The sequence below is a fragment of the Streptomyces sp. NPDC050732 genome, from assembly GCF_040654255.1.
Lineage (GTDB): Bacteria > Actinomycetota > Actinomycetes > Streptomycetales > Streptomycetaceae > Streptomyces.
Genome location: NZ_JBFAHP010000030.1, coordinates 88,455 through 115,438, shown reverse-complemented (window position 1 = coordinate 115,438; position 26,984 = coordinate 88,455). Strand labels below are relative to the sequence as shown.

Below are 26,984 nucleotides of genomic sequence, written 5' to 3'. Positions count from 1 at the left end.
GGGCCGCGGCGGGCCGGCGCGCGCCCCCCCCCCCCCCCACCCCGGCCCGCCGGCCCCCCCTCCCGGGGGCGCGGGGAACTGCGCGAGCGACCACGACGCGCCCGCGGGCGCCGGACGGCAGACGAGGGCAGACGGGCTAGCGGGCGCGGTAGACCAATCGGCCGCCGACCACCGTCGCCACGCACGTCCCCGCGCCCCGTCGCACCAGTTCCCCGCGGTCGGGTACGTCGAAGGCCGCGAAGCGGGCGGGGGCGCCAGGGGTCAGGGGCGGGAGCAGGATCAGGGGGGTCGGGGAAAGGGCGGGCGGGCCGGGGAGACGGGGTGGGCGTTGGCCTACCGCGAGGGTCGCCCTGCGGACGGCGTCCAGGGCGGGGCGGGCACGGAGTTCGCCCGCCACCGCCACCGTCCCGTGCGCCAGCATCCGCTGCACCCCGCGGCGTGCGCTCGCGCCCAGGAGCGACGGGTCGGCGCGGAAGATCGCCCGGGCCCGCTCCCCGCCGATGGGCTCCGTGCCGAGGCGGTCGGCCTCGCGCGGATCCGGGTGGTAGGTGGCTTCGAGGAGTTCGGGCGCGTACGGGTTGAGCAGGCCCGGCGTGAGGATGCCGGGCCAGCGGCGGACGCGGGCGGCCGGGTGCGCCGCGGCCAGCTCCTCGTACGGGCCGACGGCGGCGATCCGCGCCCCGTCGGCCAGGACCGCCGCCTCCGGTGAGTGTTCGGCGACGTGCAGGGTGAGCAACAGGGCCTCAGTTCGTGGCGAGGAGCTTCAGCTCGGGGTGCGCCGTGCCGCCCTCGATCGCCGTGGACGAGATGTGCGAGGCGACGCGGTCGTCGACCGGGTCGTTCGCCGGGTCGTCGTGCACGACCAGGTGCTCGTACGTGGTGGCGCGCTGCGCCGGCACCCGGTCCGCCGTGCGGATCATGTCGATCATCTCGCGGAGGTTCGAGCGGTGCTTGGCGCCGGCCGACGAGACGACGTTCTCCTCCAGCATGACGGAGCCCAGATCGTCCGCTCCGTAGTGCAGCGTCAGCTGGCCCGCCTCCTTGCCCGTCGTCAGCCAGGAGCCCTGGATGTGCGCGACGTTGTCGAGGAAGATCCGGGCGATCGCGATCATGCGGATGTACTCGAAGATCGTCGCCTGCGTACGGCCCTTGAGGTGGTTGTTCTCGGGCTGGTACGTGTACGGGATGAAGGCCCGGAAGCCTCCCGTCCGGTCCTGTACGTCGCGGATCATCCGCAGGTGCTCGATGCGCTCGGCGTTGGTCTCGCCCGTACCCATGAGCATGGTGGAGGTCGACTCCACGCCCAGGTTGTGGGCGGTCTCCATGATCTCCAGCCAGCGCTCGCCGCTCTCCTTGAGGGGCGCGATGGCCTTGCGGGGGCGCTCGGGGAGCAGCTCGGCGCCCGCGCCCGCGAAGGAGTCGAGGCCCGCGGCGTTGATCCGCTGGATGGCCTCTTCGACCGAGACCTTGGAGATGCGGGCCATGTGCTCGACCTCGGACGCGCCGAGGGAGTGGATGACCAGCTGCGGGAAGTTCTTCTTGATGGCGGAGAAGTGCTCTTCGTAGTACTCGACGCCGTAGTCCGGGTGGTGCCCGCCCTGGAACATGATCTGGGTGCCGCCCAGCTCGACGGTCTCCGCGCAGCGGCGCAGGATGTCGTCGAGGTCGCGGCTCCAGCCCTTCTTCGTGTCCTTCGGGGCGGCGTAGAACGCGCAGAACTTGCAGGCGGTCACGCAGACGTTCGTGTAGTTGATGTTGCGCTCGATGATGTACGTCGCGATGTGCTCCGTACCTGCGTAGCGGCGGCGGCGCACCGCGTCGGCGGCGGCTCCCAGCGCGTGCAGCGGGGCGTCCCGGTAGAGGTCGAGCGCCTCTTCCGGGGTGATCCGCCCACCTGCGGCGGCGCGGTCGAGGACGGACTGAAGGTCGGCCTTCTCGGTCACCGGGGCGTCCCTTTCGTAAGTTTCGTAAGGGTTGTGGACGGACGCTGCCAGCGTACGCCAGCCCCCTCCGGCGCCCGACGCGGGCTGCTGGGTGCCGACGCTGCTCAGGCCGTGTACGAGCCGAGCAGCAGCCCCACGAACGCGCCGCCGATCAGGAAGGGGCCGAACGGGATCGCCGTCTTGCGCCCGGCCCGGCGGGCGACGACGAGCCCGGCCCCGTACAGCGAGGCCAGCAGGAATCCGGCGAAGGTGCCGAGCAGCAGCACGCCCCACCCGTACCAGCCGAGCACCGTCCCCAGGCAAAGGGCCAGCTTCACGTCGCCGAAGCCCATGCCGTTGGGGTTGATGAGGAAGAGCACGAAGAAGGCGCCGGCGAGGGCGAGCGCCCCGTAGAGGGCACCGGTCCACGAGCCGCCCCGCTCGGGCAGCAGCGCGGCGCCCCCGAGCAGCGCGAGCGCGGCGCCCGCCAGCGGCAGCGTGAGCACGTCCGGCAGCCGGTGCACGGTGAAGTCGACGAGCGCGAGCAGCACGCCGACGGGGGCGAGCAGCAGCCAGACGGCCAGCTCGGGCCGCGCGCCGGTGGTCGCGGCGAGCGCGGCGCAGACGAGGGCCGCGGTGGTGGCGACGCCGGACGTCCGCGGCCCGTATCCCCCGCTCCGCGGGCACCGGGCGAGCCCGAGCCATGAGGTGAGCGGGTGCCCCTCGGGACACTCGGCGCGCCACGCCTCGTCGGGCCGCACGGAGAGCCGGTAGGCGACACGCGGCACGAACAGCCCGACGAAGGCGCCCCAGAGGGCGCCACCGAGGATGAGGATCAGCAACAAGGGCTACGACTTCCCATCTCCGCGTCGGCCACGGCGTCAGCCGGCTGCCGTGACGCCGCTGCGCCAGGCCGGAAGCAGCTCGTCCAGGAGTGCCTCCGTGCGCGGGGGCAGCCCGCGTGCGCCGCTCCGGGCGACCAGGTCGGCCGCCACCTGCTGGAGCCGGGCCGGGTCCTCCGTCGCGTGCGTGGCGCGGAGCAGCTCGTTCCAGAGCCGCTCGTCGCCGGGTGCCGAGCCCAGCGCCGCGTTGAGCGCCTCGATCGCCTTCTCCGCGCGCTGCTTCTCCAGGTGGAATTCGGAGAGCGCGAGCCCGATGTCGGCGACGAGCAGCGGCAGCTGGGCGTCGATGATCTCGTGCGTGAGCCAGCCGTACCGCCCCTGCGGCCGGTCGGCGAGCAGCGGACCGCGCACCAGGACCAGCGCGTCGGTGAGCATCCGGCCGCGCACCGCGCGGTTGCCGGCGCCGCGTCCCTGCGTGGCCTCGTGGTACAGCGACCGCAGCACGTCCAGGTCGGACACGACGGACTTCGCGAGCGTGAGCCGCCCGGCCCGGTCGGCGCGCAGCCGGGGCGCCCCGTCGGGGTCGGTGCCGAGCCACTCGCGGAGCCGCTCGACGAGCGCGTCCCGCACGTCCTCGGTGACGCCGCGCGGCCACAGCGCGGAGGCGAGCACGCGCGGGTGCACCCCCTCGCGGTGCAGCAGCAGCAGCGCGAGCGCCTCGTGCATGAGCGGACTGCGTTCCCCGTCGGGGGTCTCCAGGCCGATGATCTCGTACGTGCCGACGAGGCGGGCGTAGACCGCGGGCCGCCCCTGCTCGGTGACGTCGACGAGGAACGGCGGTGCGGCGCCCGTGGGGCCGTCGTCCGGTCCCGTGGGGTGGCCGGAGCCCGCCGGGTCGGCCTCCGTGAACAGCTGCACGACGGCCCGCTGCTGGGCCTCGGGCAGCGCCTGCGCGGCCAGTTCGAGCCCGAGCAGCGGCGCGAGCAGCTTGCCGTCGCGGGTGATCTCCATCTCCCAGGCGGCGCCGGGCAGGTCCCCGGACTCCGTGCCGACCAGGTAGCCGATGCCGAGGCGACTCGCGTCCGCGGCGAGTTCGGCGAGCTTGACCGCGTCCTCGGCGCTCGGCTCGGCGGCGAGCAGCACGAGGTGCGGGGCCCAACGGGTGTGCTGGGCGGGGCCGGTGCGGCCGGTGAGGACGGAGTCGTGTCCGGCGGCGCCGAGCGCGCCGCGCCGCTGCCGCGTCTCGGCCTCCATCGTCTCGATGAGGGCCTCGACGTCCTCCAGGTGCCGAAGGCGGTTGGGCGCGAGCGGGGTGAGGTCCTGGCCGAAGCCGACGACGGTGATGGTCATGCGGTCCGACCAGCCGTTGGTGGCGAGTTCGGCGGCGACGGAGGCGAAGACGGCGGCGCGGTCGGCCCGGCTGCCGCTCAGCGAGACGATGCCGGGCACGGCCTCCAGGTTGAGGAGCAGCCGCGAGTCGTCCAGGGTACCCAGGCAGACGAGGCCGGGGTAGGGCGCCGCGGTGTCCACGGGCTCGTACCGCTCGGCGTCGGCGCGCGACAGCACCCAGAACGTCTGGTCCTGCCCCAACTGCCAGGGCGCGGGCGGCCGCCCTGCGGGCTGGGCGAGCTGGAGGTGCAGGTCGCCGTTGGTCAGCCAGGCCGCGTACACGGTGGGCAGGGCGCGGTTCTCCTCGGCGAGCGACGCGGCGAGCCCGCGCAGCGACAGATCGAGCAGCCGTACGCCCTCGGGGTCGGCGCCCACGAGCAGCGCGTCCTGCACGTCGGCGGCGGCACCGGTCGGCGTCGGCGGCTGCATGCCGCCGCGCCCGCCGACCGCGCCCATGGCCGACTGCCACAGGGCGTGCCGGCGACGGCGGCCGAGCGCGCCGAGCAGTCCTGCGGCGAGGAGGGGCGCGCCGAGGAGCGCCTCGGGCAGCCCGAAGTCGACGTCGCCGAGGCCTTCGGAGTCGGCGCCGCCGTCGGTGGCGGCGGGCGCCTCGGGGGTGCCGGGAGTGGCCGGAGCCTCCGGCATGGCGGGGGTGGCGGGTGTCGCGGGCCGCTGTTCGGGGACGGCGATGTGCGCGGTGTCGCGGTCGACGGAGGAGCCGCCGCCCTGCTCCTGGCCACCGGCGCCACCGGCCTCACCGGCCCCGCCGGCCCCGCCGCTTTCACCGGTCTTGGAGTAGTCGGAGATCTGCTCCTTGACGTCCTCGGAGACCTTGGGCGCCTCGTCGGGCATCTCGACGAGCTCGCCGCCGTGCGCGTCCGCGGGCATCTCCATGATCCAGCCGGGCCGGATGAGGCTGGCCTCGGAGAGCTTCGAACCGTCGGGCTGCTCACGGTCCTTGTTGAGCTGGTAGATCTCCTTGTACCGGCGGCCGTCGCCCAGGTGCCGCTCGGCGATCTCCCAGAGGGAGTCGTGGTGGCGCCCCTCGGGCGGCTGGATCCGGTAGTACTTCGTGTCGCCGTCCTTGGCGGTGCCGCCGCCGTCGGCGTGCGCGGCGGCCCGGTCGGCCTGCGCGGCGAGCGCGTCGGCGGCGAGCGCCGCGGCCTGCCGCTCCTGCCCGAAGAGCCCGGGGGTCTGCTGGGCGCTCGCGGCGGAGGCGGGCTTCTGGTTCCCTTCCAGCGACTGCCCGAACTGCGAGAGTCCCGGGGCGAAGCTGGCGGCGGTGGCGCCCACGAGCAGCACGGTGGCGACCAGCTGCCGCGCGAGCATCTGACTGCCGCCGGCGCCCGGCACCCGGCCCGGAATGCCGACTCCGGAGAGCGCGGCCTTCATCTCGACGAGCACGCAAGCGGTGAACTGCGCCCAGGCGAACCAGACGACGACCGTCAGTACGTTGATGAACGTACTGACCGTGATCTCCTGCTGCAGCCAGCTCACCGACGGCGCACCGCCCGGCAGCGGCCACCCCACGAAGACGACGAGGGCCCCGGGCACACCGACGAGCAGCACGAGCAGCGCTACGAACGCGAGGAAGGCCTTGACGAAGTCCCCGAAGCTGCGCCGACGCCGCGGCAACGGCTGCGGCGTCCGGTTCCGCGGAGACTGCGGGTCCGGCGGGCTCGTCGAGCGTGAAGTGGTGCGCGCCATGGCAGGTGTCCTGGTGTCCTGTGGGGAGGAGTGGATGGGCAGTGGGATCGGGAAAAGGAGGGACCGGGGAAAGAAGGATCGAGGTAAGAAGGATCGGGGAGAGGAGGATCGGGGAAAACTATGAGGTGATGGTACGGAAGGGGCCGGAGGTCAGTCAGTGCCGGAGGCCTTGCCTTTTCCGTCGCCCTTGGGACCACCCTTGGCGCCGCCCTTGCCGGACTTTCCTTCCTTCACCGCGTCGTTCACCTTCTTGGTCAGGTCGTCGTCCAGCTTCTTGAACTCGCGGACGACCGCGTCGGACAGGTCGGCGAGCTGGTCCAGCTGTTGGCCGATGTCTTCGCGGCCGTCCTCCCAGTTGGACTCGAAGTCCTCCAGGGCGTCGTAGACGCCGCCGTCGCCGATGTCGTCCTTGTAGGACTCGAAGGTCTTCTTCGTACGGTTCATGCGGGTCTTGATGGAGCGCAGCCGGCTGCCGTAGTCCTCCAGGTCGGTGAGTGGGATCGAGAGGTCGCTCTTGCCCTTGCCGCCCATTTCCGCTGTCCCCCTGAGTCGTTCTGCCGTCGGATACCGATGCCGTCGGCGTCAGCCGACCTCGTTCTCCGCCACCGCGCGCCCCTTCACCGTGACGTCCCCGCCGTAGAACATGCCGGTGAACACGGGGCTGTACGTCATCTGGACCTCGACCTCGACCTGTTGCGGGTTCGCGGTGACGCAGTGGGTGTTGGCCACGTCCGCGCCCTCCAGGCCCGCCTCCTCGACGAAGGCCTTGACGCGGGCGCCGCAGTTCTCGAAGTTGATCGGCGCGCCCTTCGCGCCCTCGTAGATGTCCTCCAGCCGGAGGTCCTGCGCGGCGTAGCGCGCGGCCTGTTCCGCGATGTCCGCGGCGCGCTCGCGCTTGGAGATGGAGAGGCCGCCGTCGATGACGAACGCCGCGAGCGCGAGGAAGACGAGGCCGAAGATGATGACGGCTCCGGCGCCCGAGCCCCGGTCGTCGAGGCGCGCGCGCCGGGACGCGGCCCAGTCGCACAGGGCGCGGCGGACGGCGGTGCTCGCCGCGGCGTGGCCTCTCACGCCGACCTCCGGTACGGGTCCAGCGGTGAGCTGAAGGTGGCCTCCAGCGTCGTCGGGATGTCCAGGCCGAGCATGGCGAGGCCCCTGACCTCACAGCTGACTTCCACCGTGAAGAACGGGTCGACCTTCTCGTCGAAGCCGGTGCTCTTCTGGACGACCGAGACCGGGCCCGAGCAGACGTCGGCGAGGTTCGCCCGCGCCGCCTTGCGCGCCTCGGCGAGCGCGGTGCCGTGTTCCTTCTGGATCGATCCCGCGCGCGCCGCGTCGCGGGCCGCGCCGTCGATGGCGCCCCGGCCGTCGACGAGCTGCCCGAAGGCGACCAGGACCAGGATGAAGAGGATCATCACCGGGGCGAGGATCACGACTTCGACGGTCGACAGGCCCCGGTCGTCGCGCAGGCCCCGGTCGTCGCGCAAGCCCGGATCGTCGCGCAAGCCCCGGTCGGCACGGAACTTCCCCATCAGCCGTTCTCCTCCACGAACCGCTCCACGGGCCCCGCCGACCGCGCGTGCACGTTCAGGTCGAGCCCCGGGAAGACCGTGGGGACCCGGGCCGTGATCTCCACGCCGACCGTGTTCTGCTCCGGCTGGATCGTCTTCACGTCGGGGCCGAGCACCAGCTTCGGGCCGAGCTGGCGGATGTACGCGTCGGCCGTGTCGCGCGCCTCGCCCCGCCAGCCGCCCGCGTTCTCGTCGGCGGTGGCACGCGCCTTGCGGGCGCCCGCCTGGGCCGCCGCCTGGGCGACGTGGTCCGCGAAGAAGTACAGCGCGAACTGCACCGTCGCGAAGATCATGAAGAACAGCACCGGGGTGAGCAGCACGAACTCGATCGCGGTCATGCCGGACTCGCCGCGGGTGGAGGCGGCCTCCACCCTGCGGCGTACGAATCCCCGCAGTCCGCGCACTCCCCGCACCCCGTCGCCTTTCACCATGCGATCCCCGCGATCCCCCGCGATCCCCTCGCGCCCCGAGAGCAGCCCGTCAGCAGGTGCTGCCGGCGTCCGCGCCCTCGATGCAGTCGCTCACCTTGTCGGCGCCGCCCTTCAGCGCGGCGTTGATGACGGCGGCCACCACGCCGACGATCGCCACGACGACCGCCGAGATGATGACCCACTCGACCGCGGACGCGCCCCGGTCCAGCTCCCCGGAGCGGGCGCGCTGGACGCGCCCCTGGAGGAAGGTGATCATGAAGTCGAGCCCCGGGACACCGGTGCTGAAGTTACGTCCGTTCTGGCTGTCCATGGTGAGTTGTCCTCTCAGATGTGGTGGGGGGAAGAAGCGCCGGCCCCCGTTGTCGCCGACGCCGTCTAGACCTGGAACACGCGCATCGCCGCCGGGAAGATGAGGAAGACCAGGAATCCCGCGCACAGGAGCAGCTGCGCGACCAGCATCGACTGGGATTTCTCGCCCGCACTGCCCTCGATCTCGGCCAGTTCGCGGTGCCGCATCGTCTCCGCGCGGGAGGCGAGCGACTCGCGCACCTTCGCGCCGTCGTCCGCCACCAGCGCCAGGGACGCCGACAGGTCCTTCAGCTCTTCCACGCCCAGTTCCTCGCCGAGCGAGCCGAGGGCCTGCCACTGGCTGACGCCGGTGATGCGGGCGTCGGCCAGCGCGCTTCGGATGCGTTGCGTCGCCCATCCGTCGGAGACTTCCGCCGCCGCCATGAGCGCCTCGGGGAGGCCGCGGCCGCCCGCGAGGCTCATCGACACCAGGTCGAGATAGGCGCCGATGACGCGGCGCAGGTCGCGCCGCTTTTCTGCCGCGTCCCTGCGTACTTCGAGGTCCGGCAGGAAGAAGAAGAGCGCGCCGAACATCAGCGCGAGCCAGACCGGGATGATCGGGCTGCGTCCGATGCCGAGCGTGTAGACCACGGCGAAGAGGAACGGGCCGAAGAACACACCGGCCGCGGCGAGCAGCACCTTCGTCGCGAGGAACTTCTCCCAGCTGCGGTCGAGGACCGCGAGGTCGGCCCGCAACGACCGCTGCTCCCAGCCCTGCTGGAGGTAGAAGTCGGCGACCCGCTGGCCCACGCGGCCCCGCATCGTGCCGAAGCGGCCGGGGCTCTCCACGTCCGACGTCGCCCGATGCGACTCGTACGCCGCGCCGCGCGCCCGCATCGCGTCGATGCGGGCGACCGTCGCGACGGCGCTCCGCTTCGACGGCATCAGGGCGCGTACGAGGGCGAAGACGCCGAGGCCGAAGACCGCGCCGATCACCACAGGCATCGTCAGACTCATCGGCGTACCCCCTCGGACGGGTTGGTGTAGCCGGGCACGACCTGCGGGGCCGAGCCCGGGCGGCCGAACTGCGGGGCCTGCTCGGGGCCGCCTGGCACGGGCGTGCCGCCGGGGCCCCGGGGACGTACGAACTGCACGCCCGGCTCGTCCTTGACCAGGAAGCGGTCCGGCGTCTCCACCGTCGACAGCTTCCGCAGCCACCAGAAGCCCAGCGCGAACAGGGCGCAGACCATGGCGAGCACGAGCTGGCCGACGGGCGTGCCGTACGGCTCGACGAACTCGCGGTTGAAGATGGACAGGCCGAGGACGAACGCGATCGAGACGGCCACCACGATCTGGACGGAACGGCGGGTCGAGGCGCGCTGCGCCATGACGCGCTGGCGCATGTCGACCTCTTCGCGCGCCGACTTGGCGAGGGCGCCGAGGACCTGGCGCAGGCCGGGGCCGCGCAGCTTGGCGTTGAGGATGAGGGCCGCGACGATGATGTCCGCGGACGCGTCGTCGATCTCGTCGGCCAGTATCTGCAGCGCCTCCGGGAGCGGGGTGCGGGCGCGGAGGCGGTCCACCAGGGCGTCCAGGTGGGGGCGGAGCACCGGGGCGGCGGCCCGCGCGGACGCGGGGATGGCCTGCTCCAGACCGACCGCTCCCGCGATCGTGTCGCGCAGCGACTCCGTCCAGGCGGCGAGGGCCTCGACGCGCTTCATCTGGGCGCGCTCCTCGGCGGCGCCGCCGAACAGCTTGTCCCAGAAGAAGACGAGGATGCCGGAGGCGATGCCGGCCACGGCCCAGCGGGTGAGGAGGAGGACGACCAGGCCCACGCCGATGGCCGCCGAGCCGCGCCGGCCCACGAAGCGGACCAGTTCGCTCGCGCGTTCGCTGGCGCGGTGCTTCTCGTGGGCGGGCTTGGGCGGCAGGCCGCGGATCGCGACGACGAGCAGCGCGATGCCGCCGCCGGCGGCGACGCCGCAGCCGAGCGCGTACAGGACGGGCAGCGAGAACAGCCCGCCCATGGAGCCGAGGCCGCCCTGAGCGGCGAGTGTGTTCATGTCGTGCTCACCCCCACTGCCCGGCGGGGCGGTAGCCGAACGCGGCCAGGTCGTCCATGCAGGAGATCGGCGCGTGCGCGACGACCCGTCCGTCGGGGGCCTCCGCGAAGACCTCGCTGGACAGGACGCGGCCGTCGACGCCGTTGACCTCGCGGACCGAGGTCACCATGCGCTGGAGCTTGCCGCCGGACTGGTAGTTGTTGCGCCGCTGGATGAAGACGACGAAGTTGACGGCTCCCGCGACGAGCATCTGGCTCGCCTCGATGGGGAGCCGCTCGGAGGCCTGCAGCGCGTACGTCGAGATGCGGTTGAAGACCTCGCTGGAGCTGTTGGCGTGGATCGTGGAGAGCGAGCCGTCGTTGCCCTGCGACATCGCGTTGAGCATCGTCACGATCTCGTCGCCGAGCACCTCGCCGACGATGACGCGGGAGGGGTTCATGCGGAGGGACCGGCGGACCAGCTCGGCCATGGTGATCTCGCCCTGGCCCTCGGAGTTGGGCAGCCTCTCCTCGAACGCGACGACGTTCGGGTGCAGGTCGGCGAACTGGTCGAGGCCGAGCTCCAGGGCCCGCTCGACGGTCACGAGGCGCTCGTGCGGCGGGATCTCGTTGGCGAGGGCGCGCAGCAGCGTCGTCTTTCCGGCGTTGGTCGCGCCCGCGATCATGATGTTCTTGCGGGCGCGGACGGCGCAGGCCAGGAAGTGGCCGATCTCGGGCGTCAGCGTGCCGTTCCCCACCAGGTCCGACATGAAGACCTTGCCCATGCGGGCGCGGCGGATGGAGAGCGCGGGGCGGCGCGTGACGTCCATGACGGCCGACAGACGCGAACCGTCGGGGAGGCGCAGGTCGAGCTGCGGGTTGGCGGAGTCGAAGGGACGCGACGACAGACCGGAGTACGCGCCGAGCACCTGGATCAGCTCGACGAGCTCCTCGTCGGTCTCGGCGACCGGGTCGGCCTTGGTCTCGCGGCCGTCGGCGTATCCGACGAAGACCTGGTCGCAGCCGTTGATGTCGATGTTCTCGACCTCGGGGTCGTCGAGCAGCGGCTGGAGCCGGCCGACGCCGAAGAGCGCGGCGTGCACGGCGGCCGCGTACTGCTCCTCGGTCTCCGCGTCGAGGGGGGTGCGTCCGGCGTTGATCTCCGCGCGCGCGTACTCCTCCAGGATCTGCGCGATGACGGCGCGGGCGTAGTGCCGCTCGTCCTCGCCCGACATCGGGGTGACACCGGATACCTGGTCGAGACGGCGCTGCTCGGCGATGCGGTCACCGGCGTCCTGCCGGAACCGCTTGACGAGCTGGTGATCGACGGCTGCGCTCATCGGCCCGTCCCCGGCTGCTGCGCGACGGGGTTGGCCCAGGCGGCGCCGTACTGCTGGTACAGGTCGACGGTCACCTTGCGGGCGGAGCGGATGAGCAGCGACTTGTCGAGCCGTCCGCGGCGGCGCCCGGCCAACTGGTCGGAGCCCGCGGGGTCGTCGGCGAGCGTGCCCACGACGCGGGCGCCGGTCTGCGCGGCCATCAGCATGTCGTTGACCTGGTGGACGAGCTTGGCCGACGTCGACGGGTCCGCGATCAGGAGTACGCCGATGAGGGGCTGCGCCAGGGACGCGGCGCCGCGCGGGCCGCCGTGCAGCTTGGCGGCGAGGGCCGCGGCGCGGTCGCGGACGCGGGCGATCGCCTCGGGCTCGGTGCGCGAGACGAGCAGCACGAGCGCCGCGTGCGGGAACAGCTCGACGGCCGGGCCGTCACCGCTGATCCGCCCGCAGTCGGCTATGACGTCGGCGGGCGCGTGCGGCGAGTCGGCGAGCTGCGAGAAGGCGCGCCCGAGCGTGGGCCAGAGCCCGGCGAGCCCGGCGGCCTGCTCGGCCACGCCGAGCCCGACGAGGACTTCGAGCCCACCGCTCAACGGCTGCACGTGGTCCCAGAGTTGGTCGGGCACGAGGCCGCGGCGGGCGGTGGCCGCGATGGACAGCATGCCGGTGTTGGGGTTGAGCGGTCCGCCGTGCGCGGCGGCGCTGCGGTAGACCAGGTCGCCGCCGGCGGGGTCGGTCTCCGCCACGAGGACGCGGCGCGGCCAGACGGCGGCGAGCGCGACCGCGGCGGTGGTGACGCCGGGCGATCCCTTGTCGGCGGCGAGAGCGATGAGCGCCATGTCTCTGTTACTCGCCTTTAGTTGCCGTTGGACGGGACGCGGACGATGACGACCTTGCCCTCGGAGGCGGCGCTGGCCAGGGCAGCGACCTCCTCCTGCGGGACGAGGAGCGTGAGGTTGAGGTTGCCGGTGCTCACGGTGGCGTCGCTCTTGTCGTTGACGGTGTTCACCTTGGCGTTGGCGACCAGGGGCGTACCGCTGGCGGAGTTGCCGCTTCCGGTCGAGCCCTTGCCGGTGGAGGTGCTGGAGAGGACGGGGTAGGCGGCGACGGTGTCACCGGACTTCACGTCGGAGGGGTACTGGCCCTCCTTGAGGGAGAGGCCCACCGACGCCTTGCCTGCGGGGAGGGCGGCCTTGGCTCCGAACATCTCGCCGACGACGACCGTGCCCTTGTGGATGGTGCTCTTGGCCTTCAGCTTCTTGAGCCCGGCGATCTGGGACTTCTCGACGAAGTGGGCGGAGCTGTCGTCGTTGACCATCACGGTCGTGTAATTGCCGTCGCGGATGGCCTCGCCGGCGGGGATGTCCGCCGTGACCTTCACGACCTCGATGCGGTCACCGGCGCGCAGCACCAGCACGGTGGCGCCGAGCGCGCCGACGAGGATGAGGAGGACGGCCAGCGCGGCGAGTGCCGGTTTGCGCTCGCGAGGCGGCGCGGGAATGCGCTCACCGACTCCCGGCTGAACCGGTGCGGCAGAACGGCCGCTGCCCGCCCCCGTACGCTCCTGGATCTTCACGCAACTGCTCCCCGCACACCCAAGAAGATTCGGTCAATTTCCGTCATTTGTGACACTCGCGGCTTTGTCGCCGCCGCCTCGGACGGGCTGTCCAGCCCATTCAGCCCCAGGCCCAGTGTCAAGTCATCGCACCGTATCAGCAGCACATAAGCCCCTCAAGGCGCGTTAAAGATCGCGAACCTCACAGCTCTCATCGTTACGCACGCGCAATCCGCGCTGCCTGGTTCCTACTTGGACCGCGCGGAGTTTCCCTCTCTTTTGGCAGGTGGATATGTGTGCGTACGCGAAGTACGGCGCCGCGCAGGGTGGCACCGCGCGCGGCGGCACCGCACCACGCGCCGCGCGCCGCGCGCCGCGCCATGATCCGTCGACCTCAGGGGTGACGCGCCAAGGGGCGCCTCCGGTTCCCGGCCCGCACCAGCCGCCGCACCAGGCGCCGCGCTAGTTGCCGATTCACTTGCCGATCCACTTGCCGCACCCCCAGGGCGCCTCCACCGAACGCCCCGCACTCCTCCCCACGACCCACGCAACTCCGGACGACCCGCGCAACTCCGGCCGGGGGTGAACCAGCACCGCCCATTCCCCCTCTCACCATGCGGCGCGAGGGGAACCGTGCGAGATGGTTGAACGGCTGAGTAAATGCCGTACTGACCACGGCGGTTGACGCTTTCTGGTACGGACCTTTCGCGCGCCGAGTCGGACAGAACGAATTCGGCAGTTCCTGCCGCACGGACGCAAGAAAGAGAAGCAACCCCCCATGAACACCCCCACGATCACCCCCGTGAGCGCCCCCGTGAACACCCCCACGAGAAGCACCCCGAGGACCCGCACCCACTTCCGCACCCCCTTCCGCACCCGTAAGGCCTCCGTCGCCGCGGGTCTCGCCGCGACCACCGCCGCCCTCGCGATGGTCGCCACCTCCGCTCCCGCCGCGCACGCGATCATCGGCGGCACCGAAGTCCCGAACGACGCCTACCCGTTCATGACGGCGGTCCTGGAGAAGGGCCCGGGCAGCGCGCGCGACCGTCAGTTCTGCGGGGCCAGTCTGGTCTCGCCGGACCTGGTCGTGACGGCGGCGCACTGCCTGGTCGACGACGCGGGCGAGCCGGTCGAGGCGAAGTCCCTCCAGGTGGCGGTGGGCCGTACCGTCCTGTCCTCCCGGCAGGGCCAGATACGCAACATCGCCAAGGACGGCGTGGCCGTGCACCCGCGCTACCTCAAGGGCAAGGAGGCGTACGACGTCGCCTTCCTCCAGCTGGCGAAGCCGGTCCGCGGCATCTCCGCCGTGGCGCTCCCCACGCAGGGCACCGACGCGCTGATCCGCCCGGGCCAGAAGGCGACGGTCGCGGGCTGGGGCAACACGGACACGGAGCTGACCCACACGCCTGACCGCCTGCGCCAGGTGAGGGTCCCGATCCTCTCCCACGCGGAGTGCGGGACGAGCTACAAGGAGTACGACGCGAAGGTCAACTTCTGCGCCGGCGTGGAGACGAAGGACTCCTGCCAGGGCGACAGCGGCGGCCCCATCTTCCGCAAGGTCCCCGGCCGCGAGGCCCCGATCCTGATCGGCGTCGTCTCCTACGGCGACGGCTGCGGCGCGCAGGGCGCACCCGGCGTCTACACGTCGCTGAGCTCGTCGAAGCTGTGGAAGACGCTGGACGAGTCGCGCTCGGGCAAGAAGATCAAGCGGGCGTTGAACCGCCGCTGACACTCGGCTGACGCGGATGGGCGGCCCGGGGCATGAATTTCCACGGCCCCGGGCCGCTCGGCATCCACCGGCGTGCCGGCGAACTCAGCGCCATTCGGCGGGGTCGAGCGCACGCCCCGCGTGACCGCCCCGCACAAGTCGTCCAGGCAGTCCAGGCAGTCCACCAGGGCGTCCCAGTTGTTGCCGTAATAGCCGGGGAATGGTCCGGGTGTACTACGCGAGGCCGGGCCCGTCCTCGGGGTCGGACAGCGGTCCCGGGACCGACAATCGCATCCCGGGCCGCCCTTCCCGAAAGCCCCGGTTCAGCGAATGCCCTCGATGAGTTTCTCCAGTGCCTCGTCGCCGGTGTCGGCGAGCAGCGTGACACTGTCCATGCCGATATAGACCTTGCCGTCCGGCGCGATGCCCAGATAGCTGTTGCGGCGGTCGGCCTCGCCGACGGGATACAGATACGCGCCCGCCTCCTCGCTGAGCACGTCGAAGATCTCGTCCTCCCATTCGGCCGCGAGAGGGTCGAGCCGGAAGCCCATGCGGGCCATCGTCCTGCCCGGCCCCCGCTCCTCGGACGCCAGGCCGCCGAATTCCGCGAGGAAGACCCGAGCCGCCTCGTGGATCTCGAAGCCGCCGTGTTCGTGCAGGACTCTCTCCCACTCGGCTGTGGGCACGGCCCGCCCGGGGTGCCGGCCGGCCGCCCGCAGTACACGGTCGGACTCCACTATTCCGCTACTCCGCTACTCCGCAAAGCGGAACGTAGAGGTCACCGCGTCGAAGATGTCGAAGAACGAGTCCGCGAGGCCGAGCACCTGGCTGCTGCCCGAGACCAGGGCGACCTTGCCCTCCTGGCCGGGGACCGGGATGAAGGTCTGCATCAGGACGACGCGGATCGTACGGTCGTCGCCGTCCACGGAGATGTCCTCGATGCCGTACGTCCGGGCCGCGAGGCCGACGCCCGGGATGTCGACCGTCGTGACCTTCCGCCACGCGTCGCCCTCCCGCTTGGCCTCGCGCACGCCGAGCTGGGCGACGATGCGGTCGGGGTCGGTGGGGAGCACGTCGCCGTTCGGGGTGCGGGCGCCGACCAGGGAGACGGTGACCGAGCCCGTGACCGGCGTATCGCCGCCGAAGCTCTCCGCCATGCAGCCGCAGTACAGCGCGCCGGACTGCCAGGCGTCCTTCGACGCCTTGCGCAGGAACGCCTCGAAGGTCTCCCGGTGCGGGGCCAGCTCCGGGCGGGCCCGGACGCGGTCGTTGATCATCTGCCGGATGGCGGCGTCACGCGACTCGGGCCGCACGTCGAACTCCCACCACGTCTCCGGCACCTTGATGCTGAATCCGCCGCGCGCGATGGTCTGCGGTGCTGTGTAGCGGGCCATGGCTGGCACTCTCCCCGTCCCCCGGCTCCGACTGTTTCCGGCCGCCAGCCTACGGGGGCGCCGCCCGGAGCTGCTCTCCGGTGGCTACTCCCCGGTGGCCCCGTCGATCCGCTCCCTGAGCAGGTCGGCGTGGCCGTTGTGGCGGGCGTACTCCTCGATCATGTGGGTGAGGATGTAGCGCAACGAATACGTGTCGCCGCGGAAGTCGACGGTGACGTCGAGGGAGCCCTCGTCGGCCAGGGCGTCCACGATGGCGCGGGAGCGGGCGCACTCCGCGTGCCAGACCTCGAACGCCTCGTCGGGGTCGGCGTCCGCCACGTCGAAGTCGGCGTGCTCGCCGGGGAGCCGGCCCTGCCAGTTGGCACGGAGCGCCTCGCCGTTCAGGACGTTGCGGAACCAACTCCGCTCGACCTCGGCGAGGTGCCGCACCAGCCCGAGCAGCGACATGTCGGACGGCGGCACGGCCCGCTCCTTGAGCTGCTCGCCGGTCAGCCCCGCGCACTTCATCGCGAGGGTCTCGCGCTGGTACTGAAGGAAGGCGGTGAGGGAGGCGCGTTCGTCGGCGGGGGCGTGCGGGGGTTCGGTGCGGGGGGTGGGGGCGGTGGCAGGGGCTGCGGTGTGAGCGGGGATCTTGTCGGGCATCAGGTCATCATCGCCGGATCAGGGCGGCGCTGTCTTGGGGGACGGGCGTTCACCTGTGCACGTCGGCCCGGCCCAACTCCTGAAGCCCGGCGATCGTCATACCCTCACGCCGCTCTCCACCGCGGAGGATCACCGTGCAGCCATCGCCGGCCCACTCCGCACGCCGCACCTGACCGTGCCGGTTCTCCCACTCGACGAAACTGCCCTCCGCACTGTCCAGCAGCCCCAACTCCCGCTCCAGTGTCGCGTAGTGGGCGAACCGGAGCTCACTGCCGATGCTGCGGCTCCGCGTCCTTGTGTTGTCGTACCGCATCTTCACGAAAGGCACGGCGTCCCGGTCGAGCTGGGTCGGCCGGAGCATCTTGCGGAATCTTGCCCAGGCCTCTTCCTCTGTTTCCCTGCCGGAGAACTCGACCCGGTAGGCGGGGAAGAGCGCATAAGTCAACGTACTCAGTTCGGGATTGTCATTCGCGTGGTAGCCGTGCACGGTGGGCGCCGCAACGCCCACGGCGTCGAATGAGCTCCCTTCGTGCTGGAAACCTTCGAGGGAGGCCAAGTGGGACGCGGCGCCGACGAATTCAGAACTGCGCTCGCGTCCGAATTGGAGAATCTCCCGGACGAGACCCTCGTCGTTCGCTCCCCGGACAGTGACCTGAAGCAGGTATCCACGGTCCGCGCTGAGCGCGGCGGCGAAGCTGAACGATGGGTGGGGAGACCACCGCCAAGCGGCTTCCATACCGGGGAGTGGGGCGACCCCGGGACGCTCGGAGAGTGCGGAGGTGACGTCCATGGTGACCTCCTTACGGCGCGGCCCAGTAAAGTGCCGCGGACGCCCGCCGAAGCCCGTGGTCACCCGCGAACGCCCGCCACTGACAGGAGCCTAAGCCCCCCATGAAGCGGACCCGAACTGCCCTCGCCGCAACCGCTCTCGCCCTCTTGTCCGTCACGGCCCTCAGCGGGTGCGGAGACTCTGGCTCCGGTTCTTCCGCCTCGGATTCCTCTGATGCCTCGAACGGTTCCGCCGACAAGGCGAAGGGTGCCTCGGAGAAGCCCGCGGACCCCACCGCCGAGCTCAACCGCGCCGCCCTCGCCAAGAGCGACGCCAAGGGTTTCACGGTCAAGAAGCCCGACGCCGAGTACGCGTTCGCCACGTCCCAGGGCCAGGTCAAGGTCGACAAGGCCGTCTGCGCCCCGATCGCCTACGCGACGAACCAACTTCCCCTCGGCCCCCCGAAGGCCGACCTGGTCCGCCTCGCCACGGGAGCGAAGGGCCCCGGCGACTACACGTACATCACGCTCGCCGCCTACTCGAACGGCGAGGCGAAGACCACCCTGGCCGGCCTCTCCAAGGCGATCCGCTCCTGCGGTGCGGGCCTCACGGCCAAGGCGGACGGCAACACGGGCTCGTACTCCTCCGTCACCCCCGAACCCGCCGCCACACCGAGCGGTGCCGACGAGTCGGTCGCCTTCAGGGTCACGACGAAGCACGAGGGCGTCACCCACACCATGCGCGCCCAGGCGGCCCGCCACGGCGACATCCTCGCGGTCTACTACGCGGTCGACGGCATGGCCTTCACCCAGGCACGGCCCGGCAACGCGAAAATCGGCAAGGCAGTCGTGGACGCGCAGAGCGCGAAGCTGAGGTAGGGACGCGCACTCCGCTTCTCGCCAGCCTCCCCTCCCGCTCCCCCCACTCAACCAATCGACCCCCAGTCCCTCCGCGGCCGCTCGACCTCCTCCGCGGTCCCCCTCGCGGGAGCAGCCGTACGCCGCCGCCCGGACCGCGCATCGCTCACCAGGCCGTACAGCAGGCCGATCAGCCCGCCGACCGCGGGCATTCCGAAGAGCCCGGCGACGCCGATCGAGAACCAGCCCTGGCTGTCGCCGGCGTACAGATCGCGGATGCCGGTGACGGCGAACGACGTCACCATCACGGCCCAGGGCAGCAACCACGGCCAGAAGCCGGGCTCGGGGACCGGCTCCTCGCGGCGGCCCTCGCAGTACGCCGCGTACCAGTACCGCACACACCACCAGGCCACCGTCCAGACAGACACCGCCCCGGCCCCGAGTCCCACCCGCATCACCCACCCGACGCCGTCGCCGAACGCGCCGAAGGTCAGCCCCGTCCCGAGCATCAGCGTCAACAGGAAGAGCATCGTGCCGACGGCGAGACGGTGCCGGCGACTGCCGCCTAGGGCGCGGGGTGAGATGTACATGCCATCACTTTAAGAAGCGTGGCAGGACAGCGAGAACGGGGAGACATCTACGGGTCCGACCCGGTCAAGAACCGTGGCGAAGGGAGGGCTCGGCACCCCCACCCTGATAGCAGCAGCGAATCCCGGCGGCGTCTCAAGGTTCCCAGCAGCACCCGCCCCTTTGAGTCTGCCAAAGCGCCTCGTCTTTGCGTCGCAACACAATGACGTTCCCATGAAATAGAGCGACTTGCCTGGATAACGCCCCTGGAAAACCGGAGGTCTCCTGGGTAACTTCACCCCGTTGGGAATGCCCCTCGCCCCACCGGGAGCCGACCGTGAAACGCCGCACCATGCCCGTCACCACCGCGCTCGCCGCGACCGCTGCCCTGCTCCTGACAGCATGCGGCAGCGGGGGCGACGGTGACGGTGGCTCGAAGGACAAGGACAAGACCGCCGGAGCCGACGAGGGCTCGGCTAAACCGAAGAAGTCCGCGGACCCATCAGGTGCTCCGGCCGCCGACCAGTCGGACGGGGTGGACGTCTCACTGCCGGAGAGCATGAACCTGGTCTTCGACTGGGACAAGCCGAAGGACGAGAACGAGGCGGCGGCGATGAGTGACGCCGCAAACTTCATGCGCGCTATTTACCGGGGCGTCGACAAGCGGTCGGCCAAGGACGACGCCGTGACCGCCTACGGAACCGGCGAAGGACTGCACTACGCCGAGGTGCAGATCAATGAGTGGATCAAGGGTGGCTGGACCGCGACCGGGACACGACGCCACTACCAGGCCACCACACGGACCGGCCCCAACGGCAACTCCGTGGAGGTCGCTTTCTGTGCGGACACCGGGAAGTTCTATGGCAAGGAAATCAAGACGGGGAAGATCCTGAAAACCAAAGCCAGCGCCAAGGATTTCGGCTTCTACAAGATCGCCATGGTGAAGTACCCCACGGGCAGGGGTCACTGGCAGGCGTCCAAGGTGTTCGTCGAGACGAAGGCGAAGAAGTGCCAATGACTCTGCCCCTGTGCCGACCTGCCGTCTGCCCCCCCGGCTTCGCGTCACAGCACGATGACAGTCCGCCAAAATGGGCCGGCTTGCCCTGCTATCTACTCTGGTGAAACCTCCAACCCCACGGATAGCGTCAGCCCGTTGGAGACATCCTCGCCCCATCAGGAGCCGACCGTGAAACGCCGCACCATGCCCGTCACCGCCGCGCTCGCCGCGACCGCAGCCTTGCTTCTGACGGCCTGCGGCAGCGGGGACGACGACAAGCCCAAGGCCGAAGACAGAATCGCAGGGGCCGACCAGGGATCGAAGAAGGACAAGTCAGCGTCGCCCGCGCCGAGTACAGGCACTGAGGCCACTCGGCCCGACATGAAGCTCCCACAGGACGTGACGGAGACGTTCGTCGGATGGAAGACGGGCGACTCACTGAAGGACGCAGTGCTGGCCGACGCCGGCCGAGCCCAGACCGCCGTCACATACGCAGTTACCCAGGGCGATGCCAACGAGCCCGCGCTGGGCTTCTACCAAGACGGTCAGGCCCTCGTCGGCAGCGCTCGGTGGGTCAAGTCGATCGTCGACTCGGGATCGACCTTCTCCGGCAATGTGCGCTATTTCGCGCCCAAGGTTTCGATGCTCGACAAGGGCTCGGCCGCTGTTGTCTACTGCTCCGACGAAAGCAAAGCGTTCAACAAGAATCGCAAGACGAAGAAGGTCACCAAAACCCCTGCGTCTGACCAGTCCTATGTGACCTACAGCACCCGCTTGGACAAGAATGAGCAGGGTGTCTGGCAGACGACGAGGCTGGAATCGAAGCGGGGAGACGCAACGTGCACGCCGTAACCGCATGCAGAAACTGGCTCATGGTCGGGGCGCTGACAGGGGTTTGCGTACTCACGCCAAGCGTAGCGATGGCGGAGTGGGGAAAGCCAGGCGGATCAAATGGCGAGGTACAGCAGGAAAGCAAGCAGGAGAATCAGTCTCTCTCCTCTCGCATCACCTTCAAAGGCGCCATGGCCGGCTCTTCCGACGCGCCAGGAAGCATGGCGCCTGTGGGCGATTGGACGCCACCCGCCTGCTGGTACGAGCCCTATTCCGCAGACCAGTTCGCGAAAGACACCGAGCGCGGCTATCACATGGTCGCCGATGACCCCAAGCAGCCGCCGTACGCCAGAAAGTCGGTGTACGAATTCCGAAACACCTACAAGGATGGAAAGTACAAGAACTACAACAAGGACAAGGCGGGCGAAGGCAGTTGGTGGGTCGCCCAGCGGGACCCTGATCGCTGGATGGAAGACGCCGCCCAGAAGTGCGACAAGGAACCTTTCTGGGTCAAGAACGGCGAGCCGGTCAATGACCCGAACGCTGTCGACCCGGAGATCCTCGCCGGACTCGCATACAACAAGATCAAACTGCCCGACACCCATGTCACCCTGGCCCCCGAGGACAAGACCAAGGTCAATCTCCCCACCTGGGCCTGGCTCGACAAAGCGAAGTTCAAGAAAGTCTCAGTGACCGCCGCGTTGAATGCCCAGGGCATCAACATAGAAGCCACGACCACGGCCAGGCCCGTCGCTCTGAAACTGGAGCCGGGGACAGCGGACGCCGAAACCTTCCCGTCCTCCGGCGAATGCGGGATCAACGAGGACGGATCGATCGGCGAACCGTGGGCTCGCGGCAAGAGTGACCAGACTCCGCCTTGCGGCATCAAGTACCTGCGCTCCTCCGGCAACGGGTCGTACGACCTCAAGGCGACCATCACGTGGGAAGTCACCTGGAAGGGAACAGGAGTGCCCGGCGGCAGGCTCCCTGACGGCAGCTTCGGCACCACCCAGAACATCACCGTGGAGGAAGTGCAGTCCATCAACCGGTGACGGACTGGCCTGGGTAATCGCCCACCCCCGGTCGGCCACCGCGTCGAAGAGTTCCACCACCTTTGGCGCCAGCACCACCTTCCCTCGGGGTGGAGAAGGTGAGTCGCGCACCATGACCCCCCGAGACGGGCTCTGAACGCGCCACTCCTCGCAGCCTCCTGCGGGAGAAGCCCGCTCTGGTGAAACCGGCGGCCGCCCCGATAACGTCGGTTGCCGGTTGCTACCGCGCCGGGCGCAACCGCAGCGTCCACCGACGGCCTGCGGAGGTATCGGCGCCTCCCCTAGAAAGGACCACCTCTCACATGTCGAACGGCGAAGATCGTGAACTCGGCCCCTGGGAATACAGGGCACACGCGGGCACCATCAGGAAGATGATTCCCGGTGATGTCATCGCTGCTGTACCAGCGGCCCGAGAGGCAGCCGAAGCCGAGGGGCGCAGGCTGCAGTTTGACTTCTTCGACGACGACGCGGTCCTGAAGATGCTTCGCCTTCGCCATATTGACGACGTACAACTGCGCAGCTCCGGAGTGAAAGCAGGAGTCCCCACAGCATTGATCCTCTTCGGACTCTTCGTCTACTGGGGCGCCTACGTCCAGTACTGGGAGTCCTCCAGAAACCAGTCCCTCTTCTATATCGGGGCCGGAGTCGTCGTCGCGTGCACCCTCGCGTTCTTCGTCATCAAGGCGATCCGGCAATGGAGTAATCGCCCCCGCCAGAAAGTCCGGGCCAGGGCAGCCGCGTACCGGAAGATCGCGCACATCGCAGCCGAGAACGGCGGCGACGTACCGACCTTCTACCCGCACTACGGCCCGTACCCCTTCGCCGCGAATTTCCATTCCGATGCCGCCGAGCTCGACCTTCCGGAGAAGAACAGGTTCTGAGGACTACTGACAGCTGCTCCGTGCAGGAAGGGCCCTGTCACATCACCCAGCGCAGCGAGCCGGCCATGGCGTCGCACAGCTGCTCCATGGGGCCGGACATCCCTGTGAGGGGAGCCGAGAACGAGAGCACCAAGTAACCGACGCCGCCCGGCATGTAGACATGGATGTCCATACTTGTGGCGCCCAGCGTGCGCACAGCGGTGCCCGCAGCGAGTTCCACCACGGACACCTGCCGCCCCTCGCTTCCTTCGGGCTCTCTCGCTTCGAGCCACGTCGCGTACTTCCGTGGGTCGGCGGACGTCTCTCCCAACGGCACCAGGGACACCAACAGTGAGGCGGGCAGGCCGCCGCTCTGTGAAGTCGTCAGGAGGAAGAACTCCATGGCTCCACGCGCCAGGCCGGCCTCAGCGGTATTGCGCAGGGTCGTCCATACGTTCCGTGCGAGGTCCGGGGAGACGCTTCGCCCCTGAGCCTGACAGTCCACGAAAGTCTTGAGCTGGCCGCGCCAGCGATCCTGCGTGAGATCGATGCGAAACCACTCGCGGGGGACCAGCAATCGGTAGTCCTTGGGCGCCGCGGCGCGCGGCGAGGCTGCCGCATTCGGAGATCCGTTCACCCCGGCATCACCAGGGGCGATCCCTGCTCGTCGAAGAATCGGACACTCTTCACGACACCGGCGAACATGGCAGAGAAGGTGTCCCATCCTTCGGCGGTCGGTGTTCCCATCTCAAGCACCAGCACGGTCTGGTTGCTCAGCGGAATCTGGACCTGGATGAACGACGTCCAGATGGCTTCGTCCTTCCCCGACTCCGTGAGGCTGCCGTCCACGTCGGCCTGCCGGGTGCCGATGCAGGTCACTGCCGGGCCACAAGGCAACTGCACCTCATCTACCTGCCCGATCTCCAAGTGCCGCAGCGTGGTCGCGATGAAACCCGCCGGCTTGGCCCCGGCTTGTTCATCCAGATCCAGGAGGCTGACGTTCACCGTGGCAGTACAGCGGACACCATCGACCTCCGTCACGACGAAGCCGGCGTACTGAATTCCCGCCTCAACGAACTCGTCATAGTGCGCCCCACACATGGCAGCCCACTCCTGCTGAACTTCCTCGCTACCACCCGGCAGCGCGCGCCGCGCCAACTCCAGTAGCTTGTGGATGAGTTCGTCCAGATCGTCCGCCTCAAAGGGCAGCTCAAGGAACCCTTCGGGCATGACCCAGCGAACTTCTATGCCGTCGCTTCCTGTGAGGCTGCGTCGGCTGTCTTCGATGGTGTCGGTAGTCAACTGCGGAACCTACTCTCGGTCGGCATGCTGCCGAACATGACCTAAGCCGCCAGGGCCGCGTTGAACGGCTTCGGCGAAGCACTGGGTGTGGGTGAAGGTTGAGGAGAGGGCGCAGGAGTGGGTGTGGGTGTGGGTGTGGACCGGGGCGGCTTTGGCTCCTGGTATCCGGTCGTCCCGCCGTTCTCCCCATTCATCATCCGATTCAGGGCGCTCGCGAGGCCAGCCCCCTTGATAACCGATGTGATCTTCAAGCCTTCGATGGCGTCTTTCCCGAAGCGCGCGCGGGTACCGTTGACGATGGTGACGCCGAGGCCGTTCATGAACTTGTGCGCTACACCACTGGCGGCGGCGCCTCCGCTGAAGGATCCCAAGCCCTTGATTTTTGACAGGCCCTTCAGGCCTTTGAGTGCTTTGAATCCCTGCAGCGCACCCAGTCCAGGCATCACTCCCAGTACGTCGGTACCCAACTTCATCCAGTCGAGCTTCCCTCCGCGTGCCGTCATGTCGTACGCATGGCCCGCAAGCGCGCCGGCGCTGGCCAGTACGGCGAGGGCCGTGAAGAGAGGAACCAGGAACTGCAGCGGCGGCACGAACGCACAGATGACGGCCAGAACAGATAGAACGGCCGATATGTTCGACAGTGCGTCCGCCCAGTCCGCGAGAAGATTCATGAACCCGCCGGGGTCACGCACTGCATCATGGTGCACCACGTTCTTGATGTGCTTGGCGGCCTTGTCTCCCGCGTCGTCGTAGATCTCGCGGGCTTCGCTCACCAGCTTCCGGGCGCCACCGATGCGGGAGAGGGAATCGGCTTCCTTCTCGACCCAGCGGTTGTACTCGTCTCTGTCCTTCTCGGGAATGTTGTTCATGGGGTACTTGTCGGTGAACTTCTTGACCTCGCGTTCGGCGATGTCGTGGTCCGCCTTGGCCTCGCGGTAGTCTCTCAGCGCCTTGTCCGCCTTCTTCTGCGCCCTGCGCATCTCGCTGGCGAACTCGTCCGAGCTTCCCTCGCGGACTTCCTCCCCGATGGCCTTGGCAGCCTCGTCGTACCGCTCGTACGCCTTCTTGAGCTTGTCCGCGGTACCGCCCGCCATCTCGTGGAAGCCCCTGCCGGCTTCACTGTCCCAGCCCTCCACCGAGGAGAGGGCCTTGATGACCCGGGACTGTTCATCGATCATGTCGGCCATCTTGCGGAGCCTGCGGCCGAGTTCGGCCACTTCCTCCGGATCGCCCGGAGTCGGGTCGTCATGCCACAGCGGCGGCCAGTCACTGTCCGTCCTGCTCATTTCTTCCCCTTGCTCTGCGCCTTGGCACCCCGTATCGCCTCGGCCAACGCGTGATCGATCTCGTCGTACGTCTTGGCGGCCGTAGAAGTGAACTCGGCCAACTGCTCAAGTTCCTTCATGAGTTTCTTCCGCGTCTTCTTCCAGGTGTCCCCGAATTCCGAGAAGGCATCTTTCAGGCCGCCATGACCTACCGCATGCCCATACTCGTCAGCGGGATTACCGTTCCGCTCGAACTCGCTGTGAATCTTTCCCAGGTCCCGCGAACACTTCTTTATAGCGGCGAGATCCGCTTTTGTGTGGTCCCCCATGAGGACCACCCCCCTTCCGACTGAGGCGGGCCGAGCGCCTGACAACGGCGGTCGCGCCAGCCGATTTCTTCCTCCCGGGTGCCATCCGCCACCCGATACCCTCTCGATTGCAGCAAGTCTGTTCCGTGCCGACGAGGAGAGTCTTGACGTGACATCCAGGGGCAACCAGCGCATGATCACCGACCGCCTCGGCATCCGGGCCGAGGCAGCGGGATGGTGCACGATCGGCAAGATCCCCGATCCGCCGGCCGAGGTGCTCCGGGCAGCCGGTGAGCCGCCGCTGCGCCCGGCGGCCATGCCTCCGTTGGGCATGCTCGGCACCGCGCTGGCCGTGCCCCTCCTGCCGTTCGTCACGCTGCTGTCCCTGCTGGACCGTCTCCGCGAGGTGTTGTTCGAGAACAACGGAGACGAGAATCGGCGAGCGCGCGAGGACGAGGCGCGGCTCAAGATACTCGTCGACAAGCAGGGACTCGACCGCGTCTTCGACGGCAACTGGAGCGGCGAGGCAGGGCAGTTCCTGCTGCGCTGGTACAGCCATTCCTCTCACCATCAGCGTTTCGTCGTCGCAACGGAGAACGAGATCGTCCTGGCGGCCCCGCCCCGGCGCGTTTCGGTGGGCCGGGAGAAGCACATGGAGATCGTCGCCCGTCTGCCCGCAGGGACCGACAGCACCTCCGGGACCGACAGCACCGCCCAACTCGTCGACCCGTTCCACGGCGAGTTCCGATCCCAGTTGCTGCTGCTGAAGTTCCGTGACGGGTCCTGGATCCGGCTCACGACGGAGGAGTTTCGCAGCGAACTGCACATGCACGCGATCCGGCAGCTCAGGACCGACAACTGACAAGCTGGGCACGCTCGGCACACGGGCAGGGGGCGTCGGAGCCAAGCTCCGACACCCCGCTCCCCGTAGCCGTGAAGCGCGCCGCTACTTCCGCGCAGCCCGCCCCAGCTCATCATCGATCTGCTCGTACTTGTCGGCGGCGTTCGTCAGGTAGTCGCCCATGCCGTCCAGGCCCTCAAGGGTCTTCTTCGCGCCCTCGACGAACTCGTCGAAGTTCTCGTCGAACGCCTTCGAGGCGCTCTTCGTGACGAAGCCCGTCTCGACGAGGTTCTTGATGTACTTCTTCAGGCCGTCCAGCTTCTCGTTGAGCTTGTCCTTCTCCTTGACGACGTGCTTCGCCGCGTCACGCATGTCCTGATATGTGACATCAAGGTCCTTGGCCATGAGGCTCTCTCCTATCAACTGGCCGCAGGGCCAACCCCCGTGGCTCCTCTGTGCGGATGGTGCGATCTTCCGCTTGTGCGGCAGCAGCTTACGGGTGAGGTTGCTG

Annotated in this window: 31 protein-coding genes and 1 pseudogene; 7 read left to right on the top strand and 25 right to left on the bottom strand. The window is 69.4% G+C overall.

Features of this window, described 5'->3' with window-relative positions:
* Positions 1-136 precede the first annotated feature (136 nt).
* The 14 genes from AB0H82_RS25940 to AB0H82_RS25875 form a co-directional block, all read right to left on the bottom strand.
* A complete protein-coding gene (locus AB0H82_RS25940) occupies positions 137-736 on the bottom strand; it encodes a hypothetical protein (RefSeq protein ID WP_362996648.1) in 600 nt (199 codons plus the stop codon).
* A gap of 7 nt (positions 737-743) precedes the next feature.
* The gene (gene mqnC / locus AB0H82_RS25935; protein ID WP_362996646.1) at positions 744-1,943 is read right to left on the bottom strand and encodes a cyclic dehypoxanthinyl futalosine synthase; all 1,200 of its coding nucleotides are present in this window, start codon (positions 1,941-1,943) and stop codon (positions 744-746) included.
* A 104-nt stretch (positions 1,944-2,047) separates the two neighbouring features.
* A complete protein-coding gene (locus tag AB0H82_RS25930) occupies positions 2,048-2,767 on the bottom strand; it encodes an A24 family peptidase (protein WP_362996644.1) in 720 nt (239 codons plus the stop codon).
* Between the two features lie 36 nt (positions 2,768-2,803).
* A complete protein-coding gene (locus AB0H82_RS25925) occupies positions 2,804-5,860 on the bottom strand; it encodes a BTAD domain-containing putative transcriptional regulator (RefSeq protein ID WP_362996642.1) in 3,057 nt (1,018 codons plus the stop codon).
* A gap of 150 nt (positions 5,861-6,010) precedes the next feature.
* Positions 6,011-6,391, bottom strand: a complete 381-nt coding sequence (locus AB0H82_RS25920) for a hypothetical protein (protein WP_362996640.1) — start codon at positions 6,389-6,391, stop codon at positions 6,011-6,013.
* Between the two features lie 51 nt (positions 6,392-6,442).
* Entirely contained in the window at positions 6,443-6,889 is a 447-nt protein-coding gene (locus AB0H82_RS25915; protein WP_362996654.1) for a pilus assembly protein TadG-related protein, read from the bottom strand.
* A 38-nt stretch (positions 6,890-6,927) separates the two neighbouring features.
* Positions 6,928-7,392 (bottom strand): TadE/TadG family type IV pilus assembly protein, encoded by a 465-nt coding sequence (locus AB0H82_RS25910; RefSeq protein ID WP_362996639.1) that lies wholly within the window; start codon positions 7,390-7,392, stop codon positions 6,928-6,930.
* Positions 7,392-7,862: a TadE family protein gene (locus AB0H82_RS25905; RefSeq protein WP_362996637.1), complete on the bottom strand. Its 471-nt coding sequence runs from the start codon at positions 7,860-7,862 to the stop codon at positions 7,392-7,394. Before AB0H82_RS25905 ends, AB0H82_RS25910 begins: the two co-directional genes overlap by 1 nt.
* A gap of 49 nt (positions 7,863-7,911) precedes the next feature.
* On the bottom strand, positions 7,912-8,172 hold the full coding sequence (locus AB0H82_RS25900; RefSeq protein WP_362996635.1) for a hypothetical protein: 261 nt from the start codon (positions 8,170-8,172) through the stop codon (positions 7,912-7,914).
* A gap of 65 nt (positions 8,173-8,237) precedes the next feature.
* Positions 8,238-9,167: a type II secretion system F family protein gene (locus tag AB0H82_RS25895; protein WP_362996633.1), complete on the bottom strand. Its 930-nt coding sequence runs from the start codon at positions 9,165-9,167 to the stop codon at positions 8,238-8,240.
* Positions 9,164-10,213, bottom strand: a complete 1,050-nt coding sequence (locus tag AB0H82_RS25890) for a type II secretion system F family protein (RefSeq protein ID WP_362996631.1) — start codon at positions 10,211-10,213, stop codon at positions 9,164-9,166. The genes AB0H82_RS25895 and AB0H82_RS25890 overlap by 4 nt, the downstream gene beginning before the upstream one ends.
* Positions 10,214-10,220: 7 nt before the next feature.
* On the bottom strand, positions 10,221-11,531 hold the full coding sequence (locus tag AB0H82_RS25885; RefSeq protein ID WP_362996629.1) for an ATPase, T2SS/T4P/T4SS family: 1,311 nt from the start codon (positions 11,529-11,531) through the stop codon (positions 10,221-10,223).
* Positions 11,528-12,364: a hypothetical protein gene (locus AB0H82_RS25880; RefSeq protein ID WP_362996627.1), complete on the bottom strand. Its 837-nt coding sequence runs from the start codon at positions 12,362-12,364 to the stop codon at positions 11,528-11,530. Before AB0H82_RS25880 ends, AB0H82_RS25885 begins: the two co-directional genes overlap by 4 nt.
* Positions 12,365-12,381: 17 nt before the next feature.
* Positions 12,382-13,101, bottom strand: a complete 720-nt coding sequence (locus tag AB0H82_RS25875; RefSeq protein ID WP_362996625.1) for a hypothetical protein — start codon at positions 13,099-13,101, stop codon at positions 12,382-12,384.
* Positions 13,102-13,858: 757 nt separating this feature from the next.
* On the opposite strand from AB0H82_RS25875, the gene AB0H82_RS25870 reads away from it, so the two are divergent.
* Entirely contained in the window at positions 13,859-14,809 is a 951-nt protein-coding gene (locus AB0H82_RS25870; RefSeq protein ID WP_362996624.1) for a serine protease, read from the top strand.
* On the opposite strand, the pseudogene AB0H82_RS25865 reads toward AB0H82_RS25870, so the two are convergent.
* The 5 genes and pseudogenes from AB0H82_RS25865 to AB0H82_RS25845 all read right to left on the bottom strand — a co-directional run.
* Positions 14,719-15,009 (bottom strand): annotated as a pseudogene (locus AB0H82_RS25865) (barstar family protein); the annotation flags it as partial. The gene AB0H82_RS25870 and the pseudogene AB0H82_RS25865 overlap by 91 nt on opposite strands.
* Before the next feature lie 102 nt (positions 15,010-15,111).
* Complete coding sequence (locus AB0H82_RS25860; protein WP_362996622.1) at positions 15,112-15,525, bottom strand: SUKH-3 domain-containing protein; 414 nt, start codon at positions 15,523-15,525, stop codon at positions 15,112-15,114.
* A 15-nt stretch (positions 15,526-15,540) separates the two neighbouring features.
* Entirely contained in the window at positions 15,541-16,182 is a 642-nt protein-coding gene (locus AB0H82_RS25855) for a hypothetical protein (RefSeq protein ID WP_362996620.1), read from the bottom strand.
* A gap of 84 nt (positions 16,183-16,266) precedes the next feature.
* Entirely contained in the window at positions 16,267-16,824 is a 558-nt protein-coding gene (locus tag AB0H82_RS25850; RefSeq protein ID WP_362996618.1) for a DinB family protein, read from the bottom strand.
* 49 nt (positions 16,825-16,873) lie between these two features.
* Entirely contained in the window at positions 16,874-17,614 is a 741-nt protein-coding gene (locus AB0H82_RS25845) for a hypothetical protein (protein WP_362996616.1), read from the bottom strand.
* A 101-nt stretch (positions 17,615-17,715) separates the two neighbouring features.
* On the opposite strand from AB0H82_RS25845, the gene AB0H82_RS25840 reads away from it, so the two are divergent.
* Positions 17,716-18,471: a hypothetical protein gene (locus AB0H82_RS25840; protein WP_362996614.1), complete on the top strand. Its 756-nt coding sequence runs from the start codon at positions 17,716-17,718 to the stop codon at positions 18,469-18,471.
* A 47-nt stretch (positions 18,472-18,518) separates the two neighbouring features.
* Here AB0H82_RS25840 and AB0H82_RS25835 read toward each other — a convergent pair whose 3' ends face one another.
* Positions 18,519-19,040 carry a hypothetical protein gene (locus AB0H82_RS25835; protein ID WP_362996612.1) on the bottom strand — a complete coding sequence of 174 codons (522 nt, stop codon included), beginning with the start codon at positions 19,038-19,040 and terminating at the stop codon, positions 18,519-18,521.
* A 314-nt stretch (positions 19,041-19,354) separates the two neighbouring features.
* On the opposite strand from AB0H82_RS25835, the gene AB0H82_RS25830 reads away from it, so the two are divergent.
* The 4 genes from AB0H82_RS25830 to AB0H82_RS25815 all read left to right on the top strand — a co-directional run bounded on the left by AB0H82_RS25830 (position 19,355) and on the right by AB0H82_RS25815 (position 22,778).
* Positions 19,355-20,035 (top strand): hypothetical protein, encoded by a 681-nt coding sequence (locus AB0H82_RS25830; protein WP_362996610.1) that lies wholly within the window; start codon positions 19,355-19,357, stop codon positions 20,033-20,035.
* A 168-nt stretch (positions 20,036-20,203) separates the two neighbouring features.
* The gene (locus AB0H82_RS25825) at positions 20,204-20,866 is read left to right on the top strand and encodes a hypothetical protein (RefSeq protein ID WP_362996608.1); all 663 of its coding nucleotides are present in this window, start codon (positions 20,204-20,206) and stop codon (positions 20,864-20,866) included.
* Entirely contained in the window at positions 20,854-21,897 is a 1,044-nt protein-coding gene (locus AB0H82_RS25820) for a hypothetical protein (RefSeq protein WP_362996606.1), read from the top strand. Before AB0H82_RS25825 ends, AB0H82_RS25820 begins: the two co-directional genes overlap by 13 nt.
* Positions 21,898-22,199: 302 nt before the next feature.
* A complete protein-coding gene (locus tag AB0H82_RS25815; RefSeq protein WP_362996604.1) occupies positions 22,200-22,778 on the top strand; it encodes a hypothetical protein in 579 nt (192 codons plus the stop codon).
* 37 nt (positions 22,779-22,815) lie between these two features.
* Here AB0H82_RS25815 and AB0H82_RS25810 read toward each other — a convergent pair whose 3' ends face one another.
* From AB0H82_RS25810 to AB0H82_RS25795, 4 genes are read right to left on the bottom strand one after another with little or no spacing between them, the layout of a single operon-like run.
* Positions 22,816-23,394, bottom strand: coding sequence for a hypothetical protein (locus AB0H82_RS25810; RefSeq protein WP_362996602.1), 579 nt, complete (start codon positions 23,392-23,394; stop codon positions 22,816-22,818).
* Positions 23,391-24,059, bottom strand: coding sequence for a hypothetical protein (locus AB0H82_RS25805; protein WP_362996600.1), 669 nt, complete (start codon positions 24,057-24,059; stop codon positions 23,391-23,393). Before AB0H82_RS25805 ends, AB0H82_RS25810 begins: the two co-directional genes overlap by 4 nt.
* Before the next feature lie 41 nt (positions 24,060-24,100).
* Positions 24,101-25,345 (bottom strand): putative T7SS-secreted protein, encoded by a 1,245-nt coding sequence (locus AB0H82_RS25800; protein ID WP_362996598.1) that lies wholly within the window; start codon positions 25,343-25,345, stop codon positions 24,101-24,103.
* On the bottom strand, positions 25,342-25,653 hold the full coding sequence (locus AB0H82_RS25795) for a type VII secretion target (protein WP_362996596.1): 312 nt from the start codon (positions 25,651-25,653) through the stop codon (positions 25,342-25,344). The genes AB0H82_RS25800 and AB0H82_RS25795 overlap by 4 nt, the downstream gene beginning before the upstream one ends.
* Before the next feature lie 148 nt (positions 25,654-25,801).
* Between AB0H82_RS25795 and AB0H82_RS25790 the strand changes: the two genes are divergently transcribed.
* Complete coding sequence (locus AB0H82_RS25790) at positions 25,802-26,494, top strand: hypothetical protein (protein ID WP_362996594.1); 693 nt, start codon at positions 25,802-25,804, stop codon at positions 26,492-26,494.
* 84 nt (positions 26,495-26,578) lie between these two features.
* Here AB0H82_RS25790 and AB0H82_RS25785 read toward each other — a convergent pair whose 3' ends face one another.
* On the bottom strand, positions 26,579-26,878 hold the full coding sequence (locus AB0H82_RS25785; protein WP_362996592.1) for a WXG100 family type VII secretion target: 300 nt from the start codon (positions 26,876-26,878) through the stop codon (positions 26,579-26,581).
* Positions 26,879-26,984 lie beyond the last annotated feature (106 nt).

Coding starts and splice junctions, on each gene's coding strand:
- AB0H82_RS25925 (WP_362996642.1), bottom strand. CDS start 5,860: ATGGCGCGCACCACTTCACGCTCGACGAGCCCGCCGGACCCGCAGTCT.
- AB0H82_RS25920 (WP_362996640.1), bottom strand. CDS start 6,391: ATGGGCGGCAAGGGCAAGAGCGACCTCTCGATCCCACTCACCGACCTG.
- AB0H82_RS25910 (WP_362996639.1), bottom strand. CDS start 7,392: ATGGGGAAGTTCCGTGCCGACCGGGGCTTGCGCGACGATCCGGGCTTG.
- AB0H82_RS25905 (WP_362996637.1), bottom strand. CDS start 7,862: ATGGTGAAAGGCGACGGGGTGCGGGGAGTGCGCGGACTGCGGGGATTC.
- AB0H82_RS25900 (WP_362996635.1), bottom strand. CDS start 8,172: ATGGACAGCCAGAACGGACGTAACTTCAGCACCGGTGTCCCGGGGCTC.
- AB0H82_RS25895 (WP_362996633.1), bottom strand. CDS start 9,167: ATGAGTCTGACGATGCCTGTGGTGATCGGCGCGGTCTTCGGCCTCGGC.
- AB0H82_RS25890 (WP_362996631.1), bottom strand. CDS start 10,213: ATGAACACACTCGCCGCTCAGGGCGGCCTCGGCTCCATGGGCGGGCTG.
- AB0H82_RS25885 (WP_362996629.1), bottom strand. CDS start 11,531: ATGAGCGCAGCCGTCGATCACCAGCTCGTCAAGCGGTTCCGGCAGGAC.
- AB0H82_RS25880 (WP_362996627.1), bottom strand. CDS start 12,364: ATGGCGCTCATCGCTCTCGCCGCCGACAAGGGATCGCCCGGCGTCACC.
- AB0H82_RS25870 (WP_362996624.1), top strand. CDS start 13,859: ATGAACACCCCCACGATCACCCCCGTGAGCGCCCCCGTGAACACCCCC.
- AB0H82_RS25855 (WP_362996620.1), bottom strand. CDS start 16,182: ATGGCCCGCTACACAGCACCGCAGACCATCGCGCGCGGCGGATTCAGC.
- AB0H82_RS25850 (WP_362996618.1), bottom strand. CDS start 16,824: ATGCCCGACAAGATCCCCGCTCACACCGCAGCCCCTGCCACCGCCCCC.
- AB0H82_RS25845 (WP_362996616.1), bottom strand. CDS start 17,614: ATGGACGTCACCTCCGCACTCTCCGAGCGTCCCGGGGTCGCCCCACTC.
- AB0H82_RS25840 (WP_362996614.1), top strand. CDS start 17,716: ATGAAGCGGACCCGAACTGCCCTCGCCGCAACCGCTCTCGCCCTCTTG.
- AB0H82_RS25835 (WP_362996612.1), bottom strand. CDS start 19,040: ATGTACATCTCACCCCGCGCCCTAGGCGGCAGTCGCCGGCACCGTCTC.
- AB0H82_RS25815 (WP_362996604.1), top strand. CDS start 22,200: ATGTCGAACGGCGAAGATCGTGAACTCGGCCCCTGGGAATACAGGGCA.
- AB0H82_RS25800 (WP_362996598.1), bottom strand. CDS start 25,345: ATGAGCAGGACGGACAGTGACTGGCCGCCGCTGTGGCATGACGACCCG.
- AB0H82_RS25795 (WP_362996596.1), bottom strand. CDS start 25,653: ATGGGGGACCACACAAAAGCGGATCTCGCCGCTATAAAGAAGTGTTCG.
- AB0H82_RS25785 (WP_362996592.1), bottom strand. CDS start 26,878: ATGGCCAAGGACCTTGATGTCACATATCAGGACATGCGTGACGCGGCG.